We start from the raw sequence: 17,854 nt of genomic DNA, 5'->3' as shown, positions 1-17,854 counted from the left end.
GCAACCAGAGGAGATCACCATGCTCAAGAAACTGTTCAGCGCCCTGTTCGGGGGCGAGCCGGCCAAGGCGCCGGAAGTTACGCCGACCGAATATGCCGGCTATCTCATCTATCCCGAGCCGATGGCGGAAGGTGGCCAATACCGGCTGGCGGGCCGCATCACCAAAGAGCTGGACGGCGTGCTGCAAACCCACCGCTTCATCCGCTCCGATCTGTTTGCCAATCCGGCCGATGCCGAGCGCTTCATGGTGCAGAAGGCCCACACCTTTATCGATCAGATGGGGGATCGCATGTTCGAACCCCGCAAACCGGCTGACCGCGCGGCTTCATGATTCCGAAAGAGGTCACCCGGCTGCGCGAGGCGCTGGCCCATGCCGGTGAGCGGCGCCTGATCTGGCTGGAAGGGGAGGAGGGCGAGTGCATGGCCCGCGCCCAATCCCTGCTCGGCGAGCGCATCTTCTGGCTGGGCGCCGGGCCCGAGTGCTATGCCCCGCAGCCTGCCGCCAAGGCGCTGCAGCGGCTTGGTCAGGAGTGCGACACGCTCGTCTTCAATGCTTTCAGCGGCTTTCACCCCGACGCCTTCGGGGCGCTGGCGGGCACCCTGCGCGCCGGTGGCTTGCTGTTGCTGCTGACCCCGCCCAGAGAGCGGTGGCCTGCATGGCCGGATCCCGACCGGGTGAGGCTGGTTGCTCAGCCGGAGGAGGCCGGTCGGGCCGGTCACGGCTTTATCGCCCGGCTGGTAAGGCTGCTGGCGGGGGATCCCGCCCTCTCGCTGGAGCCGCCGGTTTGCCCGCAGCCGTGGCAACCCATCGGGTCCGAGCGCGCATTGAGCTGCGATCAAGCCCGGGCGCTGCCCGCCATCCACAAGGTGTTACACGGTCATCGCCGCCGCCCTCTGGTGCTGAGCGCCGACCGCGGCCGTGGCAAGAGTGCGCTGCTGGGGCTGGCTGCCGCCGAGCTGCTGCGCCAGCAGCCCGAGCTGAACATAGTGGTGACGGCCCCCTCGCAGGCGACAGTCGCCACCCTGTTTGCCCACGCCGCTCGCGGGCTAGATTGCACGCTGGAACAGCTGACCGGACTGAGCTACTGCTCGCCGGATCGGCTGGCGCATGAGGCGATTCATCCCGATCTGCTGCTGGTGGATGAAGCGGCCGCCATTCCGACCCCGCTGCTCGAGGCCATGCTGGCCCGCCACAGTCGCATCGTGTTTGCCACCACCGAGCACGGTTACGAAGGGACGGGACTCGGCTTTCACCTGCGCTTCAAGCGGGTGCTCGATAGCCAGACCCCGGAGTGGCAGGAGATCCACCTGGGCGAACCGATCCGCTGGAGTGAGCGTGATCCGCTGGAGCCGCTGATCTTCCGTCTGCTGGGGCTTGATGCCGAAGTGGCGGCGCCCATGCCGCCGACCAGCCCGAGCTGGCGTCTGATCAGTCAGGAGGCGCTGGCAAGCGACGAATCGCTGCTCAACCAGCTGTTTGGCTTGCTGGTGCTGGCCCACTACCAGACCACGCCGAGCGATCTCAGATCCCTGCTGGAGAGCCCGGATCTCGACATCCATCTGCTGGAGCAGGATGCGAGCCTGCTGGGTGTGGCCTTGGTTGCGCGGGAAGGGGAAATCGAACCTGAACTGGCCGAGGCGATCTGGGCCGGGCGCCGCCGTCCGCGCGGCCATCTGCTGCCCCAGTCGCTGCTGGCTCACGCCGGTTTCAAGACGGCGGGGGCGCGCAGTTACGCCCGGGTGATGCGTATCGCCATCCATCCCGAGCTGCATCGCCACGGGCTGGGTTCGCTGCTGCTTGGCAAGCTTGAGGAGCACTATCGCCAGATTGGGATCGATTACCTCGGCTCTGCCTTTTCGGCCAGCGCCGACCTGCTTCCCTTCTGGCGCAAGGCCGGGCTGGTGGTGCTGCGCATCGGCCTGCAGCGGGATGCCGCCAGCGGCTGTCACGCTGCCCTGCTGTTAAAAGCCCTTAAACCCGAGCATGCGCCCGAGCTTGCCCAGTGGCAGCAGAGATTTGCACGCCAACTGCCGACCCTGCTGGCGGGCGAGCTGAACGCGTTGGAGCCCGAGCTGGTATGGCAATGCCTGCAAGGTTCTACCGTCACCGCGCCGGAGCTTGGCGAGTTCGAGCGCGATGAGGTTGAGTGTTTTGCCCTGCATCACAAGCCCTTCGAATTGTGCCAATCCAGCTTGCAGCAGTGGCTGGCACGTCATCTGGCTGTGCTGGCTGCGCTGACCCCGGCCGAGCGCCAGCTGCTGATCGCTACCATTTGGCAATACGCAGACTGGGGCGCGCTGGCCGCGAAGTTGCAGCTGGCGGGCAAGCCCGCCGTCATCAAGGCGCTGCGGGCATTGCTTGCGCGTTTGCCATGACCTTGAGAATGCATGCCGATTGGTGAGGCTCACGGCCGTTTACTCTGTTTTACCCGTTGATTAGGTTGCGATAGTTGCAATGTTGAGGGATAGGCCCCGGCAGGGGCAGATCCATTCCTATACTGAGGGAAAACCGCAGCTGTGTGCTGCCAGCGCAACAAGAAGCATGAGAATCGCCATGATGTCCAAAGACGGGGAAGAGCGTAAATCCATTCTGACCGAGAGCGGCACCAATGAGCTCGAGATCATTGAATTTCACCTCAAGAAGCAGATGCCGGACGGGCGCGAGAAGATCGCCTACTACGGGATCAACGTCGCCAAGGTGCGCGAGGTGATCCGGGTGCCGGAGACCACCGATTATCCCAATGCCCAACGCCATATGGTGGGGGTTTTTTCCCTGCGGGAGCGCCTGATCCCGCTGGTGGATCTGGCGGGCTGGCTGGGCATCAAGACCAACCCTGACCTCAGTCACAAGGTGGTGATCGTCACCGACTTCAACAAGATGGCCAACGGCTTTCTCATCGACAGTGTCAGCAGAATCCATCGGGTCTCATGGAACGATGTGGAGTCTCCCAGCCAGTTTCTGGAGGCGGGGGAGAACGACTGCGTGGTGGCCGTGGTGCGGCGCGATGGCAATCTCATCATGATCCTCGACTTTGAGAAGATCATCGCCGACATCAACCCCGAGCTCAGCATGGAGAAGTACGATGTCACCCAGGATCGCAAGGTGCTCATCGACGATCGCATGATGGCGCTGCGCCAGGGCAAGACCATTCTGGTGGTGGACGACTCGGCCTTTATCCGCAAGATGATCGAAACCACCCTGCGTACCGCTGGTTACAACGTGGTGACGGCCAAGGATGGTGGCGAAGGGTTGGAAATGTTGACGGAGTTCGATCGTCTGGCTCAGGAGGAGAGGATGCCGGTGACCGGCTTCGTCAACGCGGTGATCACCGATGTAGAGATGCCGCGCATGGATGGTATGCACCTGCTCAAGCGACTGCGGGATACTCCCTCTTACAAGGTGATGCCCATCGTGATGTTCTCCTCCCTGATGAGTGATGACAACCGCCAGAAGGCGCTGCAACTGGGGGCGAACGATACCATCACCAAACCTGAGATTGGCCGCATGGTGGGGATGATGGATCACCTGCTGCTGGGCATAGCTCCGCCCTCGCCAGCCAACAACATTTAAGTTCGGATTACCTGACAGCAAAACGGCCACCCAGACAGGGTGGCCGTTCTTTTTTGGAGTGCTAACCCGGATGGTCGGGTCAGCCGTGACGCGGGTTGATCAGGAGGCGCTGCTGGCGCTGGCGGCTGAAGGGGCCACCGGTAATATGGGCAAGGTGGCGGTGGGCGTCTCGGCGGCGGCTTCTGCCGCGGCTGAGACAGCCGGAGTGACTTGTCCAGTCGCGGCTGAGACAGCCGGAGTGGCTGGCTCAGTGGCTGCTGCGGCAGATACCGCCGTCGGCTTGGCCTGCTCCACGGCAGGTTTGGGCGGCTTGATACAGGGTTGCTGGCTGCCGATGGTGCTGAGCGACAGGCAGGGGATTGGCAGACCGATATGGACCGGCTCGCCCAGAAACTTGGGCCCCTTGTCCAGCACGTAGAGATCGACCAGCCCCATTACCCGTGCAAACACTTCCCGGATCCGGGTCCGGATCCCCTGATAGGCGCTGGGATCCGCGGCGTTGAAGCCGACCGCCTCGATGCCAAAGTGGCGGGCGATAAAGATGGCCCGCTCGTTGTGAAAGCCCTGGGAGACAATGGTAAAGCGATCCTGGCCGAACACCTCTTTGGCGCGAACTACCGAATCGAGGGTGCGGAATCCGGCGAAATCCATATAGATGGCGGAGGCGGGGATCCCCGCCTTGATCAGGGCACGCCTCATCTGACGCGGTTCGTTGTACTGCAGGGTCGCGTTGTCGCCCGACACCAGGATGTAATCCACCTTGGCGTTGTTGTAGAGCTCGGCCGCCGCCTTGATGCGGTATTTGAAGTAGTGGTTGGGGCCGCCACCGGAGAGGTATTTGGAGGTGCCCAGCACCACCGCAACCCGGTTGTAGGGCACTGCGCTCACCTTGTCATAGGTGTAGTGGCGGGCATCCGAGACGATCCACTCGCTATAGGCCAGTACCGAGGCAATCAGTGCCAGCAGTGACAGGAGGCCGGCGAGGAGGATCTTGGCAAACTTCTTCATGCGTGGCGCGGTCTGGGTCTGAAGTTGGGAATGGCTTCCGGCATTCTATTACAACTCGGCCAGTGGCGTCAGGCTTGATAGCGGGCTGTCACCTTTTTCGGGCAGAGGTTGTCGCAACAGATGATCTTGCCGATAGTCGCGCAAAGGAGAGGGGCTGCCGGATCGCCCCCGGTCGGTGAAGACGTGGAAGCGCACCCGCTCCAGCGGTTCAGCCCCTGCTGCAGGGGATGGTGCTGCGATAAGGACTCACCAATTTCTTTTTCTGCTTTCAGAGCAGAGCGGGAAATGGTGAGTCTGATTTCATTCAGCGCGTTGTGACAAGGCGGTTTGCTGTCGGGCACGCTTGCCCAGCAGTTGGCGGGAGGGCTTGAGATTGCCGCCGAGATCGGGCCAGGGGAGCCAGTGGTCGGGCACCATAAAGCCGGGCAGGGCGCTGCGGATCCAGGCTGCCAACTCGGGGTAGGGAACCGGCTCACCGTGCCAGTCGATAAAGGCGGCGGGGCGTTGCCCCCACTCGTCGCTCGGCACCGGCACCACCAGCGCCTGGGCGATGGCGGGATGATCCACCAGTCGCTGCTCGATGGTCTCGGGTTGGATGTTTTCGCCCCCAGAGATGAAGAGATTATCGAGCCGCCCCTCCACCAGCAGTTCCCCTGCAGCAGTGAACCGCCCCTTGTCGCGGGTATGAAACCACCCTTCGCCATCGAGGGGCAGATCCAGCTCTCCTGCCCGGTAGTAACCGGCAAACAGGGTGGCGCCGCGCACGCAGATCTCCTGCTCCCTGATGCACACCTCCCGTCCCGGCAGCGGCAGGCCGACCACGCCAGCATCGCCGGGTACCGCGGTGCAGACCTGACTGCCCATCTCGGAGAGGCCATAGCTCACCTTGGGTTCGAGCCCCATGGCGCAGAGGCGGCTCACCAGCGGTTGCGGGATGGCGGCGCCACCGAGCAACAGCTCGCGCAGGCGGGTGCGGGCGGGGTCAAAACCCTCTGCCAACAGGCGCCAGAGCTGGGTCGGCACCAACGAGAGGTGAGTGATGGGTTGGCACTCCAGCCGCTCCTTGAGGGGCCGTTCACGCTGATCCAGCACCAGCGTGGCGCCCGCCAGAAAGACCCGAAACAGGATGGCGTAGCCGCCGACATGGAACAGCGGCAGAGAGAGCAGCCAGCCGCACTCTTCATCGAGCGGAATGAGGGTGGCAGAGCCGCGCGCCGAGGCAAGGTGGTTGCAGAGCAGGTGCACCACCGCTTTCGGCGTGCCGCTGGAGCCGGAGGTGAGGATCATGTTGTTGAGCTGGGTCGATGCCAGCGGCCAGGTTTCCTCGCTTGCTGGCAGTTCGCATGCGAAGTCGAGCTCTAAGGGCTGCCAGTTGCCTGCCGGGATCTCGCCCGCAGACCAGAAGGCGCTGGCGTCGAGTTGCACCGCCAGCTCGCGCTGTTTTTCAACGGGAAAGGCGGGATTGAGCGGGCAGAACACCACGCCGCTGCGCACGCAGGCCCATGCCAGCAGCACATCTTCCAGCGCCCCGCGCACCACCGCCGCCAGATGATCGCCACGGCGCACGCCGGCCTGTTCCAGCTGTTGGCACAGGCTGTTGAGGCGGGCATCGAGCTGGCGGTAACTGAGGGGGGCGGCTGCGTGGATGGCAATGCGGTTCGGGGCGGTGATTGCCCGGTGGCGTACCGGGCAAGGCGTCTGTTCGGGTGCGCGGGAGTGGTCAATCACGGTAATACAGTTGCTCCAGTCGACTCAGGTCCGGTTTGCCATCTTCCCCCAGCAGATTGCCTGCCATCCAGCGGCCGGTATCCAGCCCCGGCGCCTGTTCCGGTGCCCACTCGCCTGCCAGATGAAAGAGCTGGTTCAGGCCCAGATCCGATTCGAAACAGGAGGAGATGATCACCTTGAGCCGCAATTCGCGGGCGCGGGCGATCAGCGCTTCGCAGTTGGCCAGCGAACCGAGCAGGGTGGGTTTGAGCACCAGAGCGCGCAGTTGCGGGATCGGCTCCCACGGCTTGTCTTGCGCCAGCAGCTCGTCCAGCGCCACCGGCATGCCGGTGCGGTTGGCGACAAAGGCGATGTCGGCAAAGTCGGCGCAAGGGTCTTCCAGATACTCGATGCGGTTCGGGTCGAGATGGCCGCAGAAGGTCCACGCCTCCTCGCGGGTCCAGCCCTGGTTGGCATCCAGCACCAGCTTGAGGGAGGGGAGACGATCGCACAGCAGGCGGATCAGCGCCAGCTCGTCACGCATCGGGTAGCGGGCTACCTTCAGCTTGGCCTTGCCGGGGGTGCGGTGCAGCCACTCTTTCCAGTTGCGCAGCAGCTCCTGGGGGGAGCCTTGAATGAGGGGGTAGGGCTCAGGCAGCGGGTTGCGCTGCTCGGGCCATATCCGGCGTGCGCAGTCGAGGCCAAATTGCACCGACGGCAGCACGGGGTTCGGGGTGTCGCCGGCGGCCAGGGCCGCCAGCGTGGCAAGGGCTTCCGCCTCTGCCTGTTGCAGGCTCTCTTTCGAGAAACCGGGCAGGGGGGCGATTTCCCCCCAGCCGTCGTTGATGCGTACCAACAGCCCCTCTCGCGCCACCTCCACCTTGCCGTGAAAGGTCAGTGGCTGGGTAAAAGGCAGTTGATAGCGATACAGGGCTAGTGTCATCAGGGGTTCCGCTTGTATTTGGAGAAGTCGGGGCGACGCTTTTCGTTGAAGGCGTTGCGGCCTTCCTGACCCTCTTCGGTCATGTAGAACAGCATGGTGGCATTGCCCGCCAGCTCCTGCAAGCCCGCCTGACCATCACAGTCAGCGTTGAGGGCCGCTTTCAGGCAGCGCAGCGCCATCGGGCTGTTTTGCAGCATTTCGCGGCACCAGCGCACGGTTTCGCGCTCCAGATCCGCCAGCGGCACGACGGTGTTGACCAGACCCATATCGAGGGCTTGCTGGGCATCGTACATGCGGCAGAGGAACCAGATTTCGCGGGCTTTCTTCTGGCCGACGATGCGGGCCATGTAGGAGGCACCCCAGCCGCCGTCGAAGGAGCCCACTTTCGGGCCGGTCTGGCCAAACTGGGCGTTGTCGGCGGCGATGGTCAGGTCACACATCATATGCAGCACATGGCCACCACCGACCGCGTAACCGGCCACCATGGCAACCACAGGTTTCGGGCAGGTGCGGATGTCGCGCTGGAAGTCGAGCACGTTGAGGTGGTGAGTCCCCTCGTCATCGCGGTAGCCACCGTAGTCACCACGGATCTTCTGGTCGCCACCGGCGCAGAATGCTTTCTCGCCAAAACCGGTCAGGATGATGGTGCCGACCTGATCGTCATAACGGGCATCGGCCAGCGCCTGCAGCATCTCTTTGACGGTGCGGGGACGGAAGGCGTTGCGCACCTGGGGGCGGTTGATGGTGATCTTGGCAATGCCATCGTCGGACTTGTGATAGAGGATGTCCTCGTAACCGGCGGAGCAATCCTGCCACTCAATCGGAGCGTACAATTCCGCTTCCGTCATTGCCTCAATCATGGTTTTTTCCTTCTGTTCTGGTTGAGCGAAGATTGAGCAATCCCGGCATATTGAACAGGTGCGTACAGTTCAGCTTCCGTCATTGCTTCAATCATGACTCGTCTCTTCTTGTTGGTTGACCCACTCCGCGAGGAGTCGGGCAAAGTTATCAGGCTGATGGGCGTGCAGGTTATGGCCGCCATCCAGCACCAAGTGGTTGATTTTGCGATGTTGGTTCACCAGCTGGCAAGCCAGCTGATGGAATTTGTGATCCCGCTTGCCACTCACCCAGGTGACCGGCAACTGGCACGCCATGAGCCAGGGGGCGAGATCCGGCTGCTTGCCTAGCGAAGTGGCGCGCAGCATGGTGGCGATGCCCTGACCGTCGTTACCAAGGCGGCGGGCGATCTGGCGGGCGCGGGCCGCGTCGTCGAGATCGGCAAACACCCCTTGCCGGTACCAGTCGCCGAGCACCGAGGCGAGTTGTTCGCGCTCGAAGCGCTGCGCCCACCGTTCATCGTGCTGGATGCGGGCGGCCCGTTCACTGGTGGGCAGCCCCGGGTGGCAGTTCTCCAGCAGCAGCCCCTGCAGCCCGGCGGGCTCACGGCTGGCGTGATAGAGGGCCAGTCGCCCCCCCAGCGAGTAACCCGCCAGCAGATAGCGTTCAATGTTGCGGCTGGCCAGCTCGGCAACCAGCCACTGGTGGCTCTGCTCAAAGTCGCTGACGGTGAGAGCGCTATGCTGGCCGTGACCCGGCAGATCGAGGGCAATGCAGTGGATGGCAGGCAGCCGGTCGATCACCGGTTGCCAGTCGCCGCTATCCCCCAGCAGGCCGTGCAGCAGCACCAACGGTATGTTGTTACCGCTCACGGATGGCGGCTCCCAGCGCCTTGAGATCATCGGCTACCTGCTCGCTCGGTACCCGGATCTCGATCAAGGTAACGCCATGTTTGAGAGCGGTGCGGTAATCGTGCTCGAACTCGGTCAGGGTGGTCGGTGCGCGATAGGCGAGGCCAAACATGGCGGCGGCATGTTCAAAGCTGAGGCCGTGGGGCAGTCGATAGTAGCTCTCCAGCAGCTCCCCTTCGGTGGGCACCGGCAACATACGGAAGATGCTGCCGCCATCGTTGTTGAGCAGGATCACCACCAGCGGTCGGCTCGCCTTGCTGAGCAGGGCGAGGCTATTGAGATCGTGCAGGGCGCTGAGATCCCCAAGCAGCAGGGTGGTGGGCTCATCGCTGCCTTGCTCGACCGATTGGGCAAAACCGTAAGCGGTGGCGATCAGACCATCGATGCCGGAGGCGCCACGGTTGGTCATCACCCGGCTCGGCCCCTTGCCCGTGTCACCGAGCATATCCATCAGTCGGGCTGGCATGCTGTTGCCGACAAACAGTTGCCCTTCGATCAGGCTGTTGAGGCGATGGCAGACCCCGAGCTCCGAGAAACCCTCGCAGGCGGCGGAGATCTGTTGGCTGGCGTTGTGTTGCAGCTCGGCCAATGTGTGCCAGGGGGCCTGAGTGGTGGTGACCGGATGGGCTGCAGCAAAGGCGCTGGCACAGCAGAGCAGCCGGTTGCGCAGCCGGTAGTCGGGATCGAGCCGTGCCGGTTGCGGATCCACCAGCCAGTAATCCTGCCACGGATGGTGTTTGATGAACTGGCCAAGCCGCTTGGAGACAAGCCGCGCGCCAAATTGCAGCAGCACCTCGGCGCGGCCCAGCTCGGCGATGAATTCAGGGTCGTTGAGCGCCAGATCCATGTGGATGAGGTTGCGGCTATCGAAGCGGATCTGGCTCTGCAGATCCGCCAGCAGCGGCCAGCCAAGTTGCTCCGCCAGCGCGGCGACCGCCTGTGCCTGCTTAGGCTCGGTGATCCGTCCGGCCACAATCACACCGCGCTTGTGCTGCCACTCGTTCCACTCGGGTTGCGGCGGGCAGCTCGGCTCGCTTTGCTGCCACGGGCTCCATGGCCTGTGGGAGCTGAGCCAGTTGCCGAGGGGGGCCAGATAGTCGGAGAAATCTTGATAGTGCTCGCCCGGGTAGAGGGGCTCCGGGTACATGCAGTTGAAGTGCACCACCCCGGGGGTGAGCGCCTGCTTGGCTAGCGCCTGATCCACCGAGCTCAGCACAAACGCCGCCGGAATGGTCGGGGTAGGGCTCGGCAGGTTCTGCTGATGGACGGGGTAGTGGCCGAAGATCCCCTGCTGGTCGATCGCCTGATTGGCGCCGTTGTCGATAAGCTCCGGGGGGCGATCGGCGGAGAGAATAATCAGCGGCACGCCGGTGAGCTGGGCCTCCGCCACGGCGGGCCAGAGGTTGGCCACTGCGGTGCCCGAGGTCATGATCACCGCCACTGGCCGGTTGCTCCCCTTGGCCAGCCCCAGCGCCATGAAGCCGAGGCCGCGCTCGTCAAAGTGCAGGTGACGACGAAAGCCCTGATGGGCTGCGGCCGCCATGGTCAGCGGCGCGGAGCGGGAGCCGGGGGCCAGCGCGATGTCGCGTACCCCGAGGCGAAAGAGCTCCTCCAGCAAGAGGGAAGACCAGACGTGGTTGAAGGTGGCGTGCTGGCTTGAAAACGGGGGGCAGGCAAACTCTTCGCTGGCAGGCTCTTTACGGGTGGGCATAGGGGCTCTCGCGGGTTGAAAAGGGGTCATGGCTATCCCAGCAGGGAGAGCACATTGGCGATCTTGTTGTCGAGCTCGGCCCACTCGGCGACAGGCTCGGAACCGGCGACAATGCCGGCTCCGGCAAACAGGGTGACGCTGCCCGGCTGAATGCGGGCGCTGCGAATGGCGACCGAGAACTCCGAGGTCTCCCGGCTCAGCATGCCGCAGGCACCGGCGTACCAGCCCCGATCATAGGGCTCGAACTCGCGGATAAAGGCCAGCGCTGCCTCGCGCGGGGCGCCGCCCACTGCCGGAGTGGGATGAAGGGCATCGAGCAACTGCCAGTCGCAGACGCCGGGCTTGAGTTCGGCTTCGATATCGCACTTGAGGTGTTGCAGCAGCCGCAGCTTGAGAATGCGCGGCTCGGTCAGGGTGGCATCGTGGGCCAGCGGCGCCAGTCGGCTGAGGATGTCGGCATGTACCAGCCGGTTCTCCAGCCGGTTCTTGCTGTCGGCCAGCAGCTCGGCGGCCAGTTGGGCATCCACCTCTTCATCGCCGGAGCGGCGGATGGTGCCCGCCAGCGCCTCGGTAAAGAGGTGGCGATCTTCCCGGCGGTAGAGCCGCTCGGGGGAGCAGGCGATAAAGGCCTGCTCGGGGGAGAATTGAAAACCGAAGTGGAAGCAGTCCTGAGCGTGGCGGGCCCACTGGTCGAGCATGGCCCAGGGATTGATATCTGCATCATGGTGCGGACTGGTCAGCACGCTCTCCCGCGACAGCACCACCTTGGGGGTGTGGGCCTGAAAATCAGGGGCGGTGACGCGCTCCACCAGCGTCTGCCACTGGGCGGGGCCGGGGCAATCCTGTCGCTGCCAGGGCTGTTTTTGCAGGGCGGGCAGCGGGGCTTCCGGGCGCAGGGCATCGAGGGCTGCTTCGGCCGCCTGCAGCTCGGCCTCGAGATTGTGGTCATCCAGCCAGAGGTTGAGGCAGAGGCTGACGCACTCGCCACGGCGCACCAGCTCGATGCGGGGCAGCACGAAACGGCAGGGGCCAAACCCTTGCCAGCCGGATTGGGCCGGATCGAACGCCAGTCCACCATAGTAGCGGGGGCTGTCGTCGTGATGCTGGCTGGCCGTGTTGGCGCACACCCGCTTGATGGCGTGCGGCTCGGTCAGTTCATGGATGGCGCCCAGCGCGACATACTCGGGACGATCCTGTCCACGGGCCTGCCAGTAGATGCGGGGATAGAGGGTTTGCGCCGCGAGCCAGCCCAGAAAGGAGCGTACCTCGATCCCTACGCGCAATCGCACGAAGCCGCTGACGTTGCTGTGACGCAGGGCGTCCAGTTGTTGCTTGATATGGGTCTGAGCCAACATGGATTCTTTTCTGAGCCGGGTAGTAACGAGCGATCCCGTAGCAGGATGCCGTAGGTTTATGCCAAAGGGCGAGGATTTCCTATATATTATCTGCCCATTCATCCATGTAAACCGCTCTGGGGAGCTTAACTCTCCGGGGCCAAGTATACCCAAATCCGGTTCGATAACCCTTAACACGATCAATATCCGATTGTTTGGCCATCACAATATGACAAATACCTTCTCTGTTTGGTTGCTGGCGGCGCGTTTGCGAACACTGCCGTTAGCCTGCTCTTCCATCCTGCTGGGCTCGGGGCTGGCTGCCAGTCGTGGCGCCTTTGATGGCACCATCATGGCGCTCTCTCTGCTGACCGCCATCCTGCTGCAGATCCTCTCCAATCTGGCCAACGATTACGGCGATGCGGTCTCCGGCGCCGACAACGGCGAGCGGATCGGCCCGCAGCGGGCGGTGGTCTCCGGCCTTATCACCAAAAAGCAGATGTGCGTGGCGATGGCGCTGACCGCGCTGGCGGCAGTGGCCAGTGGCCTGCTGTTGCTGGGCTGTGCCTTCGGTGGCCAGTGGCTGCAGATTTTGGCATTTGTGGTGCTGGGTGGCGCGGCCATCGTCGCGGCGGTGACCTATACCGTGGGCAAGACCCCTTACGGCTATCGCGGGTTTGGCGATATCTCTGTGTTCCTGTTCTTCGGTCTGCTGGGGGTGCTTGGCTCCTACTACCTCTTCACCAAGAGTCTGGAGTGGGATCTGCTGCTGCCCGCCACCGCTTGTGGCTTATTGGCGACCGCCGTGCTCAATATCAATAATGTGCGCGACATCGAGACCGACGCCGCCAGCGGCAAGATCACCCTGGCGGTACGCCTTGGTCGCAACCGCGCCATCGCCTACCACTGGGTGCTGCTGGGGGCAGCGCTGCTGGCGACCATCGCCTTTATCCTGACCCAGCCTGCCAGTTTTTGGCCGTGGATCTTCCTGCCTGCCATGAAGCCCCTCAGTGATGCGGCGAAGACCCTGCGCGAAAGCTACGATGGCGAGGTGCTGACCGGCGCCCTCAAGAAGACCGCCATCAGCGCGTTTCTGTTCAGCCTGCTGCTCTCCATCGGGTTGGCGCTCTCCTGATGAGCGGCCAGCTTGTTGTTATGTGAAACGGGCTCCCGAGGTGGGAGCCCTTTTTATGTGCCGACGAGACGTGTTGGCACTGGCTAGGCCAGACAGGGACACCACCATGCGTGCATCACTCAAACAGAAAATCATTCAGGTATGCCAGCAAAAAATCGCCCAGAAGGGGGAGACGGTCGGACTCTCCTTTTATGCCTTCTTTGCCAATCGCAATGACGATCCCGATTTGCTGATGGAGGCAGCGACCTGGTGGATCCAGACCCACAAGCTCGATCACTTTGAGAAGGCCAAGAAAATTCTTCTGCTGGTCGAGCAGGAGTGAAAGTCGGTTGCAATGAAACGCAATGAAGAAACAGAGAGGGCTCCCAAGCGGGAGCCCTCTCTGTTGGTGGATGATGCTATCGACTAGCTGGCGCGCGCCACCTTGAGAGGACGGCGGGAGAATAGCAGGGTATCCAGTAGCCAGATGGCGACCATGGAGGCGCCCACCAGCGGGAAGGCGATCCCCAGCAGCATCAGCAGGGCGATGGCACCGCGCATGGGGGGCAATTTGGCGGGCAGCGGCGGCGCGGCGAGACGGCCCTGCGGACGGCGGCACCACCAGATCCACAGGCCGCTCACGGCGCTGGCCAGCACCATCAGGCAGATGAGCAGCATGGCGAGCTGGTGGGGCCAGCCGTAGAGCTTGCCCATGTGCAGCATGACGCCACTCTCCACTGTCTTGGCGACCGGGCCGTAATCCTGCCAGCGCACATCGGCCAGCACCTTGCCGCTGTATTGATCGATATGCAGGGTGGCGTCGTTGCGCGGATCGTCGGCAAACAGGGCGATGGTGTAGACGCCGGTGTCACCGACCGGCGGAGTGATGCTGTAACTCGGTTTGACTCCCCGTTCACTGGCTGTCTCGACCACCTGTTGCAGCGCAATGCGCTGGCTCGCCATCACCACTCCCTCATGCTCGCCGTGGTTCATGGCGCCATGATCGTGCCCCTCATCGACCAGCTGCGAGCTGGGCATGGGGGTGTTCTCCATCGCCCAGGGAACGGTCTGCTCATGAGCCTGATTCAGGCTGCGGGCCAGCGGCGCCGATTTGGGCACCTCGTTCCACATGGCGGCGGGGAAGCGGTTCCAGACCGCGGCAAACTGATCGCCCCAGAAGCCGGTCCAGGTCATGCCGCTTAACAGCAACAGCAGCAGGAAGCCCGCTCCCCAGAAGCCGACTACGGCGTGCAGATCCCGCCACCAGAGGCGTCCGCGCTGGCTTATTCTGGGCCAGAGGATGCCGCCCACCCCGGGCCCCTTGCGTGGCCACCAGAGGTAGAGGCCGCTTAGCAGCAGTACCAGTCCCCAGCCTGCGGCCAGTTCGATCAACCGATCTCCCGTGGTGCCGAGCAGCAGGTCGGCGTGCAGGGCGCGGGCCACCGCCTGCAGATTCCACTTGTTATCCATGGTGCCGAGCAGGGCGCCGCTGGCGGGATCCATAAACAGGGTCAACTCCTGTTCGCCCCGATTGACGATGAACTGGGCGCTCTGATCGGGAGCGGCAGGCGGCAGGTATTTACGCAGGCTGGCATCGGGCATGGTCATCATCGCCTTGGCCAGCTGCTGGTCGGCACTCAGGGTCTGGCTGGCAGGGGCGACCTTCATCAGCTCGGGGTACATCAGGTTGTCGAGCTGGGGTTTGAACAGATAGACGATCCCGGTCAGTGACAGCAGGATCAGGAAAGGGGCGACAAAGAGACCGGCGTAGAAGTGCCAGCGCCAGATCCGTTGGTAATGACTCGAGTCCCTGTTTTTCATTGCGCATCCTTGTTGGGGGCAAACCTTTCGGTTGGTGGAACGTTTGTGGCGGCGCGGATAATAGCAGTAACGTTTCGTTAACTGCAATCACACATCTCGAGACCGATTCAGTGCGGGATGGCGGTGAGATAAGGCCCTGACAGGGCGATGATGGTTTGCCGGATGGGATGAGAACGCTTCGGGGAAAGCGAGTTTGCTGCTGGACTTTTCTTTATAAATTATTACCTTATGGTAACAATTTGCAGGCGGCGGTGGTAAAGGAATGGGAGCAGTCATGCAGCCACATGGGCAATTCGACATGGAGCGCAGAGGGCAGATGCTGATCTGCCGCCCGAGTGGCCCCTTCAATCTGGCGGGCGCCATGGCCTATGAGGCGCGCTTTCGCCACGAACTGGCTGGGCTGATGGATCGCCCCTGGGGGATTGTCGAGGTCGCGACCGAGTTCGAAGCGGCCGGGCCCGAGGTGCTGGCCCGTTTTCGTCGCCAGTTTGGCTGGTGTGCCGAGAGTGGCTGTCAGTGTCTGGCGGTGGTCCTGGTGGGGGGCTTCAAGCGCTATCTGGCGGATAACATCTTCAAGGATCTGCCCTTTCGGGCGGTACGCTACTTCGAGCAGGAGGCAGCCGCTATCCAGTGGCTGGGGGAGCAGCTTACCACCGCTCCCTGCGAACACGCGGATGCTTGACCACCTTTATCCTGCTTGGTCTTGGCTCACTCCAGCTTGATAAACCACTTGTCCCGCTCGTCAACGCAGTCGGGCTCACCCATTTCGAATGCACGGCAGATCAGCGCTCGCACCTCGCATCATGGATGGGGCACATCATCGTGGTGAGTGTGATCGAGGATCCAGGTCAATCCAGCTTGATAAACCACTTGTCCCGTTCGTCAACGCAGTCGGGTTCACCCATTTCGAATTCACGGCAGATCAGTGGTCGCACCTCATAGATGCGGCACATCATGGTGTTGCGGTCGAGGGCCGCACACCAGCCATCGTCCAGTCGGCGCATTACCGGTATCTCGCCATCCCGTTCCAGTACATAACGGTCCGGTACGCCGGTATCGGTAAAGAGCATCACTTCGAGGCGGCAGCAGCAGGCTTCGCAGTTCTGGCAGCTCACATCGGTTTGGATTGCTTGGGTCATGGTGCCTGTCTTGCCGCATGGCGGCATCGAGAGATATGAAACAGGCGCCTGTCAGGCGCCTGTGGTCTGGCTAACGGGTTGCAAAGAACCTTAGCCCAGTTTACGGGCGCGGTAGCTGCGCCCCTTGATCTTGCCTTCCTGCAGCCGCTTGAGGGCGGCGCTCGCCACGCTGCGCTTCACCGCGACGTAGGAGTACTGCTCGGAGATCTGGATCTTGCCCACATCAGCCCCGGCAATGCCGCCTTCGCCAGTCAGGGCGCCCAGAATGTCACCGGCCCGCACCTTGGTCTTGCGACCCGCATCGATGGAGAGGGTCACCATCTGCGGGGCGATCGGCTTGATGTCGCGACCGATGCTGTCGAGATCCCCCAGCGGCATCGGGGCCTGCTGGTACTCTTCGATGAAGTTGACGCGCTGGGCCTCGTTCGGCTGATAGAGGCTCAGGGCCAGACCCTGCTGGCCGGCACGACCGGTACGGCCGATGCGGTGTACGTGCACTTCCGGATCATAGGTCAGCTCGTAGTTGATGACGGCGCCCAGCTCCTTGATGTCGAGGCCGCGGGCCGCCACGTCGGTAGCCACCAGAATGGTGGCGCTGCCGTTGGCAAAGCGCACCAGTACCTGATCCCGCTCGCGCTGCTCCAGATCGCCGTTCAGTGCCAGCGCCGAGAAGCCCTTGGCGGCCAGATGGTCGGCCACGTCGTTACAGGCGCGCTTGGTGTTGCAGAACACCACGCAGGAGCTCGGCTGGTAGTGGCTCAGCAACCAGGTGAGGGCGTCGAGGCGCTGACCGGCAGGCACTTCGTAGAGCTTCTGTTCGATGGCGCTCCCTTCGTGCAGGGACTCCACGCTCACCTCGACCGGATTGCGCTGCACGCCGCGGCTCATCTGGGCGATCCCTTCCGGATAGGTAGCGGAGAAGAGCAGGGTCTGGCGCTGCTGGGGGGCATAGCTGATGACCCGGTTGATATCTTCGCCAAAGCCCATGTCCAGCATGCGGTCCGCTTCATCCAGCACCAGCGTCTTGAGGCCGGATAGCTCCAGCGTGCCTTGCTCCAGATGCTTGAGAATGCGACCCGGGGTGCCGACGGCGATGTGGGCACCAAAGCCCAGGGTGGCGGACTGCGGTGCGGTCGGGGTGCCACCACACAGGGTCACCAGCTTGACGTTGGGCAGGGCGCGCGCCAGACGACGGATCTCCTGGGCCACCTGATCCGCCAGCTCGCGGGTCGGGCAGAGCACCAGCGCCTGCACTTCGAGGCGGTTGACGTTGAGCTTGGCCAGCAGACCAAGGCCGAAGGCTGCGGTCTTGCCGCTGCCGGTTTTTGCCTTGGCGATCAGGTCTTTGCCATCGAGCACCAGGGGCAGGCTCTGGGCCTGGATCGGGGTCATCTGCAGGTAACCCAGGCTGGTGAGGTTCTCTTGCAGGGCGGGGGAGAGATTGAGGCTGCTAAATTCGCTGTTGTTCACAAAAGGACTCTATTTCGGAGAAAACGGGGATGCGCTAGCGCTAAGGGCGCGCATCATACCAGAATGTGGCACCGAATGTGGCGGAAATTTGAACTATTGACCACAAGGCGCCACCAGGAAGGTTCATTTGTTGCCAAACAGATCGTGGGCAATAACTGAAAATGCGATAAGGACTATTTTTCAAACACTCATCTAATTATTTATCGCGGATAAACGTTTTCCATTTTCGGTATTTCAATATAATGGCTGAAAAATATTCCATGAGCAGCCGTTGCGCTACAGGGGATG

At 62.9% G+C, this 17,854-nt stretch carries 16 protein-coding genes; 6 read left to right on the top strand and 10 right to left on the bottom strand.

Annotated features, from left to right (window positions below):
* Window positions 1–19: 19 nt before the first annotated feature.
* The 3 genes from LD28_RS0105685 to LD28_RS0105675 all read left to right on the top strand — a co-directional run bounded on the left by LD28_RS0105685 (window position 20) and on the right by LD28_RS0105675 (window position 3,571).
* Window positions 20–331 carry an HlyU family transcriptional regulator gene (locus tag LD28_RS0105685; RefSeq protein WP_033136038.1) on the top strand — a complete coding sequence of 104 codons (312 nt, stop codon included), beginning with the start codon at window positions 20–22 and terminating at the stop codon, window positions 329–331.
* Entirely contained in the window at window positions 328–2,376 is a 2,049-nt protein-coding gene (locus tag LD28_RS0105680) for a tRNA(Met) cytidine acetyltransferase TmcA (RefSeq protein WP_033136037.1), read from the top strand. Before LD28_RS0105685 ends, LD28_RS0105680 begins: the two co-directional genes overlap by 4 nt.
* A 178-nt stretch (window positions 2,377–2,554) precedes the next feature.
* Window positions 2,555–3,571, top strand: coding sequence for a chemotaxis protein CheV (locus LD28_RS0105675; protein ID WP_033136036.1), 1,017 nt, complete (start codon window positions 2,555–2,557; stop codon window positions 3,569–3,571).
* Window positions 3,572–3,670: 99 nt separating this feature from the next.
* On the opposite strand, the gene LD28_RS0105670 is transcribed toward LD28_RS0105675, so the two are convergent.
* The 7 genes from LD28_RS0105670 to LD28_RS0105640 form a co-directional block, all read right to left on the bottom strand.
* The gene (locus tag LD28_RS0105670) at window positions 3,671–4,579 is read right to left on the bottom strand and encodes a SanA/YdcF family protein (RefSeq protein WP_033136035.1); all 909 of its coding nucleotides are present in this window, start codon (window positions 4,577–4,579) and stop codon (window positions 3,671–3,673) included.
* A gap of 300 nt (window positions 4,580–4,879) precedes the next feature.
* Window positions 4,880–6,307 (bottom strand): AMP-binding protein, encoded by a 1,428-nt coding sequence (locus LD28_RS0105665; RefSeq protein WP_033136034.1) that lies wholly within the window; start codon window positions 6,305–6,307, stop codon window positions 4,880–4,882.
* Window positions 6,300–7,229: an o-succinylbenzoate synthase gene (gene menC / locus LD28_RS0105660; RefSeq protein WP_033136033.1), complete on the bottom strand. Its 930-nt coding sequence runs from the start codon at window positions 7,227–7,229 to the stop codon at window positions 6,300–6,302. Before menC ends, LD28_RS0105665 begins: the two co-directional genes overlap by 8 nt.
* Complete coding sequence (menB, locus tag LD28_RS0105655; protein ID WP_033136032.1) at window positions 7,229–8,089, bottom strand: 1,4-dihydroxy-2-naphthoyl-CoA synthase; 861 nt, start codon at window positions 8,087–8,089, stop codon at window positions 7,229–7,231. The genes menC and menB overlap by 1 nt, the downstream gene beginning before the upstream one ends.
* Window positions 8,090–8,176: 87 nt before the next feature.
* Window positions 8,177–8,968, bottom strand: coding sequence for a 2-succinyl-6-hydroxy-2,4-cyclohexadiene-1-carboxylate synthase (menH, locus tag LD28_RS0105650; protein ID WP_050514260.1), 792 nt, complete (start codon window positions 8,966–8,968; stop codon window positions 8,177–8,179).
* Window positions 8,928–10,688 (bottom strand): 2-succinyl-5-enolpyruvyl-6-hydroxy-3-cyclohexene-1-carboxylic-acid synthase, encoded by a 1,761-nt coding sequence (gene menD, locus LD28_RS0105645; protein WP_033136030.1) that lies wholly within the window; start codon window positions 10,686–10,688, stop codon window positions 8,928–8,930. The genes menH and menD overlap by 41 nt, the downstream gene beginning before the upstream one ends.
* Before the next feature lie 32 nt (window positions 10,689–10,720).
* The gene (locus LD28_RS0105640; RefSeq protein ID WP_033136029.1) at window positions 10,721–12,043 is read right to left on the bottom strand and encodes an isochorismate synthase; all 1,323 of its coding nucleotides are present in this window, start codon (window positions 12,041–12,043) and stop codon (window positions 10,721–10,723) included.
* 208 nt (window positions 12,044–12,251) lie between these two features.
* Between LD28_RS0105640 and LD28_RS0105635 the strand changes: the two genes are divergently transcribed.
* Complete coding sequence (locus LD28_RS0105635; protein WP_033136061.1) at window positions 12,252–13,157, top strand: 1,4-dihydroxy-2-naphthoate polyprenyltransferase; 906 nt, start codon at window positions 12,252–12,254, stop codon at window positions 13,155–13,157.
* Between the two features lie 106 nt (window positions 13,158–13,263).
* The gene (locus LD28_RS0105630; protein WP_033136028.1) at window positions 13,264–13,479 is read left to right on the top strand and encodes a DUF6500 family protein; all 216 of its coding nucleotides are present in this window, start codon (window positions 13,264–13,266) and stop codon (window positions 13,477–13,479) included.
* 83 nt (window positions 13,480–13,562) lie between these two features.
* Here LD28_RS0105630 and LD28_RS0105625 read toward each other — a convergent pair whose 3' ends face one another.
* Window positions 13,563–14,957, bottom strand: a complete 1,395-nt coding sequence (locus LD28_RS0105625; protein WP_033136027.1) for a PepSY-associated TM helix domain-containing protein — start codon at window positions 14,955–14,957, stop codon at window positions 13,563–13,565.
* A gap of 274 nt (window positions 14,958–15,231) precedes the next feature.
* Here LD28_RS0105625 and LD28_RS0105620 point away from each other — a divergent pair, with 274 nt between their 5' ends.
* On the top strand, window positions 15,232–15,639 hold the full coding sequence (locus tag LD28_RS0105620; protein ID WP_033136026.1) for a hypothetical protein: 408 nt from the start codon (window positions 15,232–15,234) through the stop codon (window positions 15,637–15,639).
* A 166-nt stretch (window positions 15,640–15,805) separates the two neighbouring features.
* Here LD28_RS0105620 and LD28_RS0105615 read toward each other — a convergent pair whose 3' ends face one another.
* Both LD28_RS0105615 and dbpA read right to left on the bottom strand, forming a co-directional pair.
* A complete protein-coding gene (locus tag LD28_RS0105615; protein ID WP_005341481.1) occupies window positions 15,806–16,096 on the bottom strand; it encodes a YkgJ family cysteine cluster protein in 291 nt (96 codons plus the stop codon).
* A gap of 90 nt (window positions 16,097–16,186) precedes the next feature.
* Window positions 16,187–17,566: an ATP-dependent RNA helicase DbpA gene (gene dbpA / locus LD28_RS0105610; protein WP_033136025.1), complete on the bottom strand. Its 1,380-nt coding sequence runs from the start codon at window positions 17,564–17,566 to the stop codon at window positions 16,187–16,189.
* Window positions 17,567–17,854: the final 288 nt, after the last annotated feature.

Origin of the sequence: Aeromonas finlandensis, assembly GCF_000764645.1 — a bacterium.
Lineage (GTDB): Bacteria > Pseudomonadota > Gammaproteobacteria > Enterobacterales > Aeromonadaceae > Aeromonas > Aeromonas finlandensis.
This window is presented reverse-complemented; position numbering and strand designations above follow the sequence as displayed.

Excerpts from the sequence above, each read along its gene's own strand:
- LD28_RS0105685 (WP_033136038.1), top strand. The coding sequence starts at position 20 with ATGCTCAAGAAACTGTTCAGCGCCCTGTTCGGGGGCGAGCCGGCCAAG.
- LD28_RS0105680 (WP_033136037.1), top strand. The coding sequence starts at position 328 with ATGATTCCGAAAGAGGTCACCCGGCTGCGCGAGGCGCTGGCCCATGCC.
- LD28_RS0105675 (WP_033136036.1), top strand. The coding sequence starts at position 2,555 with ATGATGTCCAAAGACGGGGAAGAGCGTAAATCCATTCTGACCGAGAGC.
- LD28_RS0105670 (WP_033136035.1), bottom strand. The coding sequence starts at position 4,579 with ATGAAGAAGTTTGCCAAGATCCTCCTCGCCGGCCTCCTGTCACTGCTG.
- menC (WP_033136033.1), bottom strand. The coding sequence starts at position 7,229 with ATGACACTAGCCCTGTATCGCTATCAACTGCCTTTTACCCAGCCACTG.
- menB (WP_033136032.1), bottom strand. The coding sequence starts at position 8,089 with ATGATTGAGGCAATGACGGAAGCGGAATTGTACGCTCCGATTGAGTGG.
- menH (WP_050514260.1), bottom strand. The coding sequence starts at position 8,968 with ATGATCTCAAGGCGCTGGGAGCCGCCATCCGTGAGCGGTAACAACATA.
- menD (WP_033136030.1), bottom strand. The coding sequence starts at position 10,688 with ATGCCCACCCGTAAAGAGCCTGCCAGCGAAGAGTTTGCCTGCCCCCCG.
- LD28_RS0105640 (WP_033136029.1), bottom strand. The coding sequence starts at position 12,043 with ATGTTGGCTCAGACCCATATCAAGCAACAACTGGACGCCCTGCGTCAC.
- LD28_RS0105635 (WP_033136061.1), top strand. The coding sequence starts at position 12,252 with ATGACAAATACCTTCTCTGTTTGGTTGCTGGCGGCGCGTTTGCGAACA.
- LD28_RS0105630 (WP_033136028.1), top strand. The coding sequence starts at position 13,264 with ATGCGTGCATCACTCAAACAGAAAATCATTCAGGTATGCCAGCAAAAA.
- LD28_RS0105625 (WP_033136027.1), bottom strand. The coding sequence starts at position 14,957 with ATGAAAAACAGGGACTCGAGTCATTACCAACGGATCTGGCGCTGGCAC.
- LD28_RS0105620 (WP_033136026.1), top strand. The coding sequence starts at position 15,232 with ATGCAGCCACATGGGCAATTCGACATGGAGCGCAGAGGGCAGATGCTG.
- LD28_RS0105615 (WP_005341481.1), bottom strand. The coding sequence starts at position 16,096 with ATGACCCAAGCAATCCAAACCGATGTGAGCTGCCAGAACTGCGAAGCC.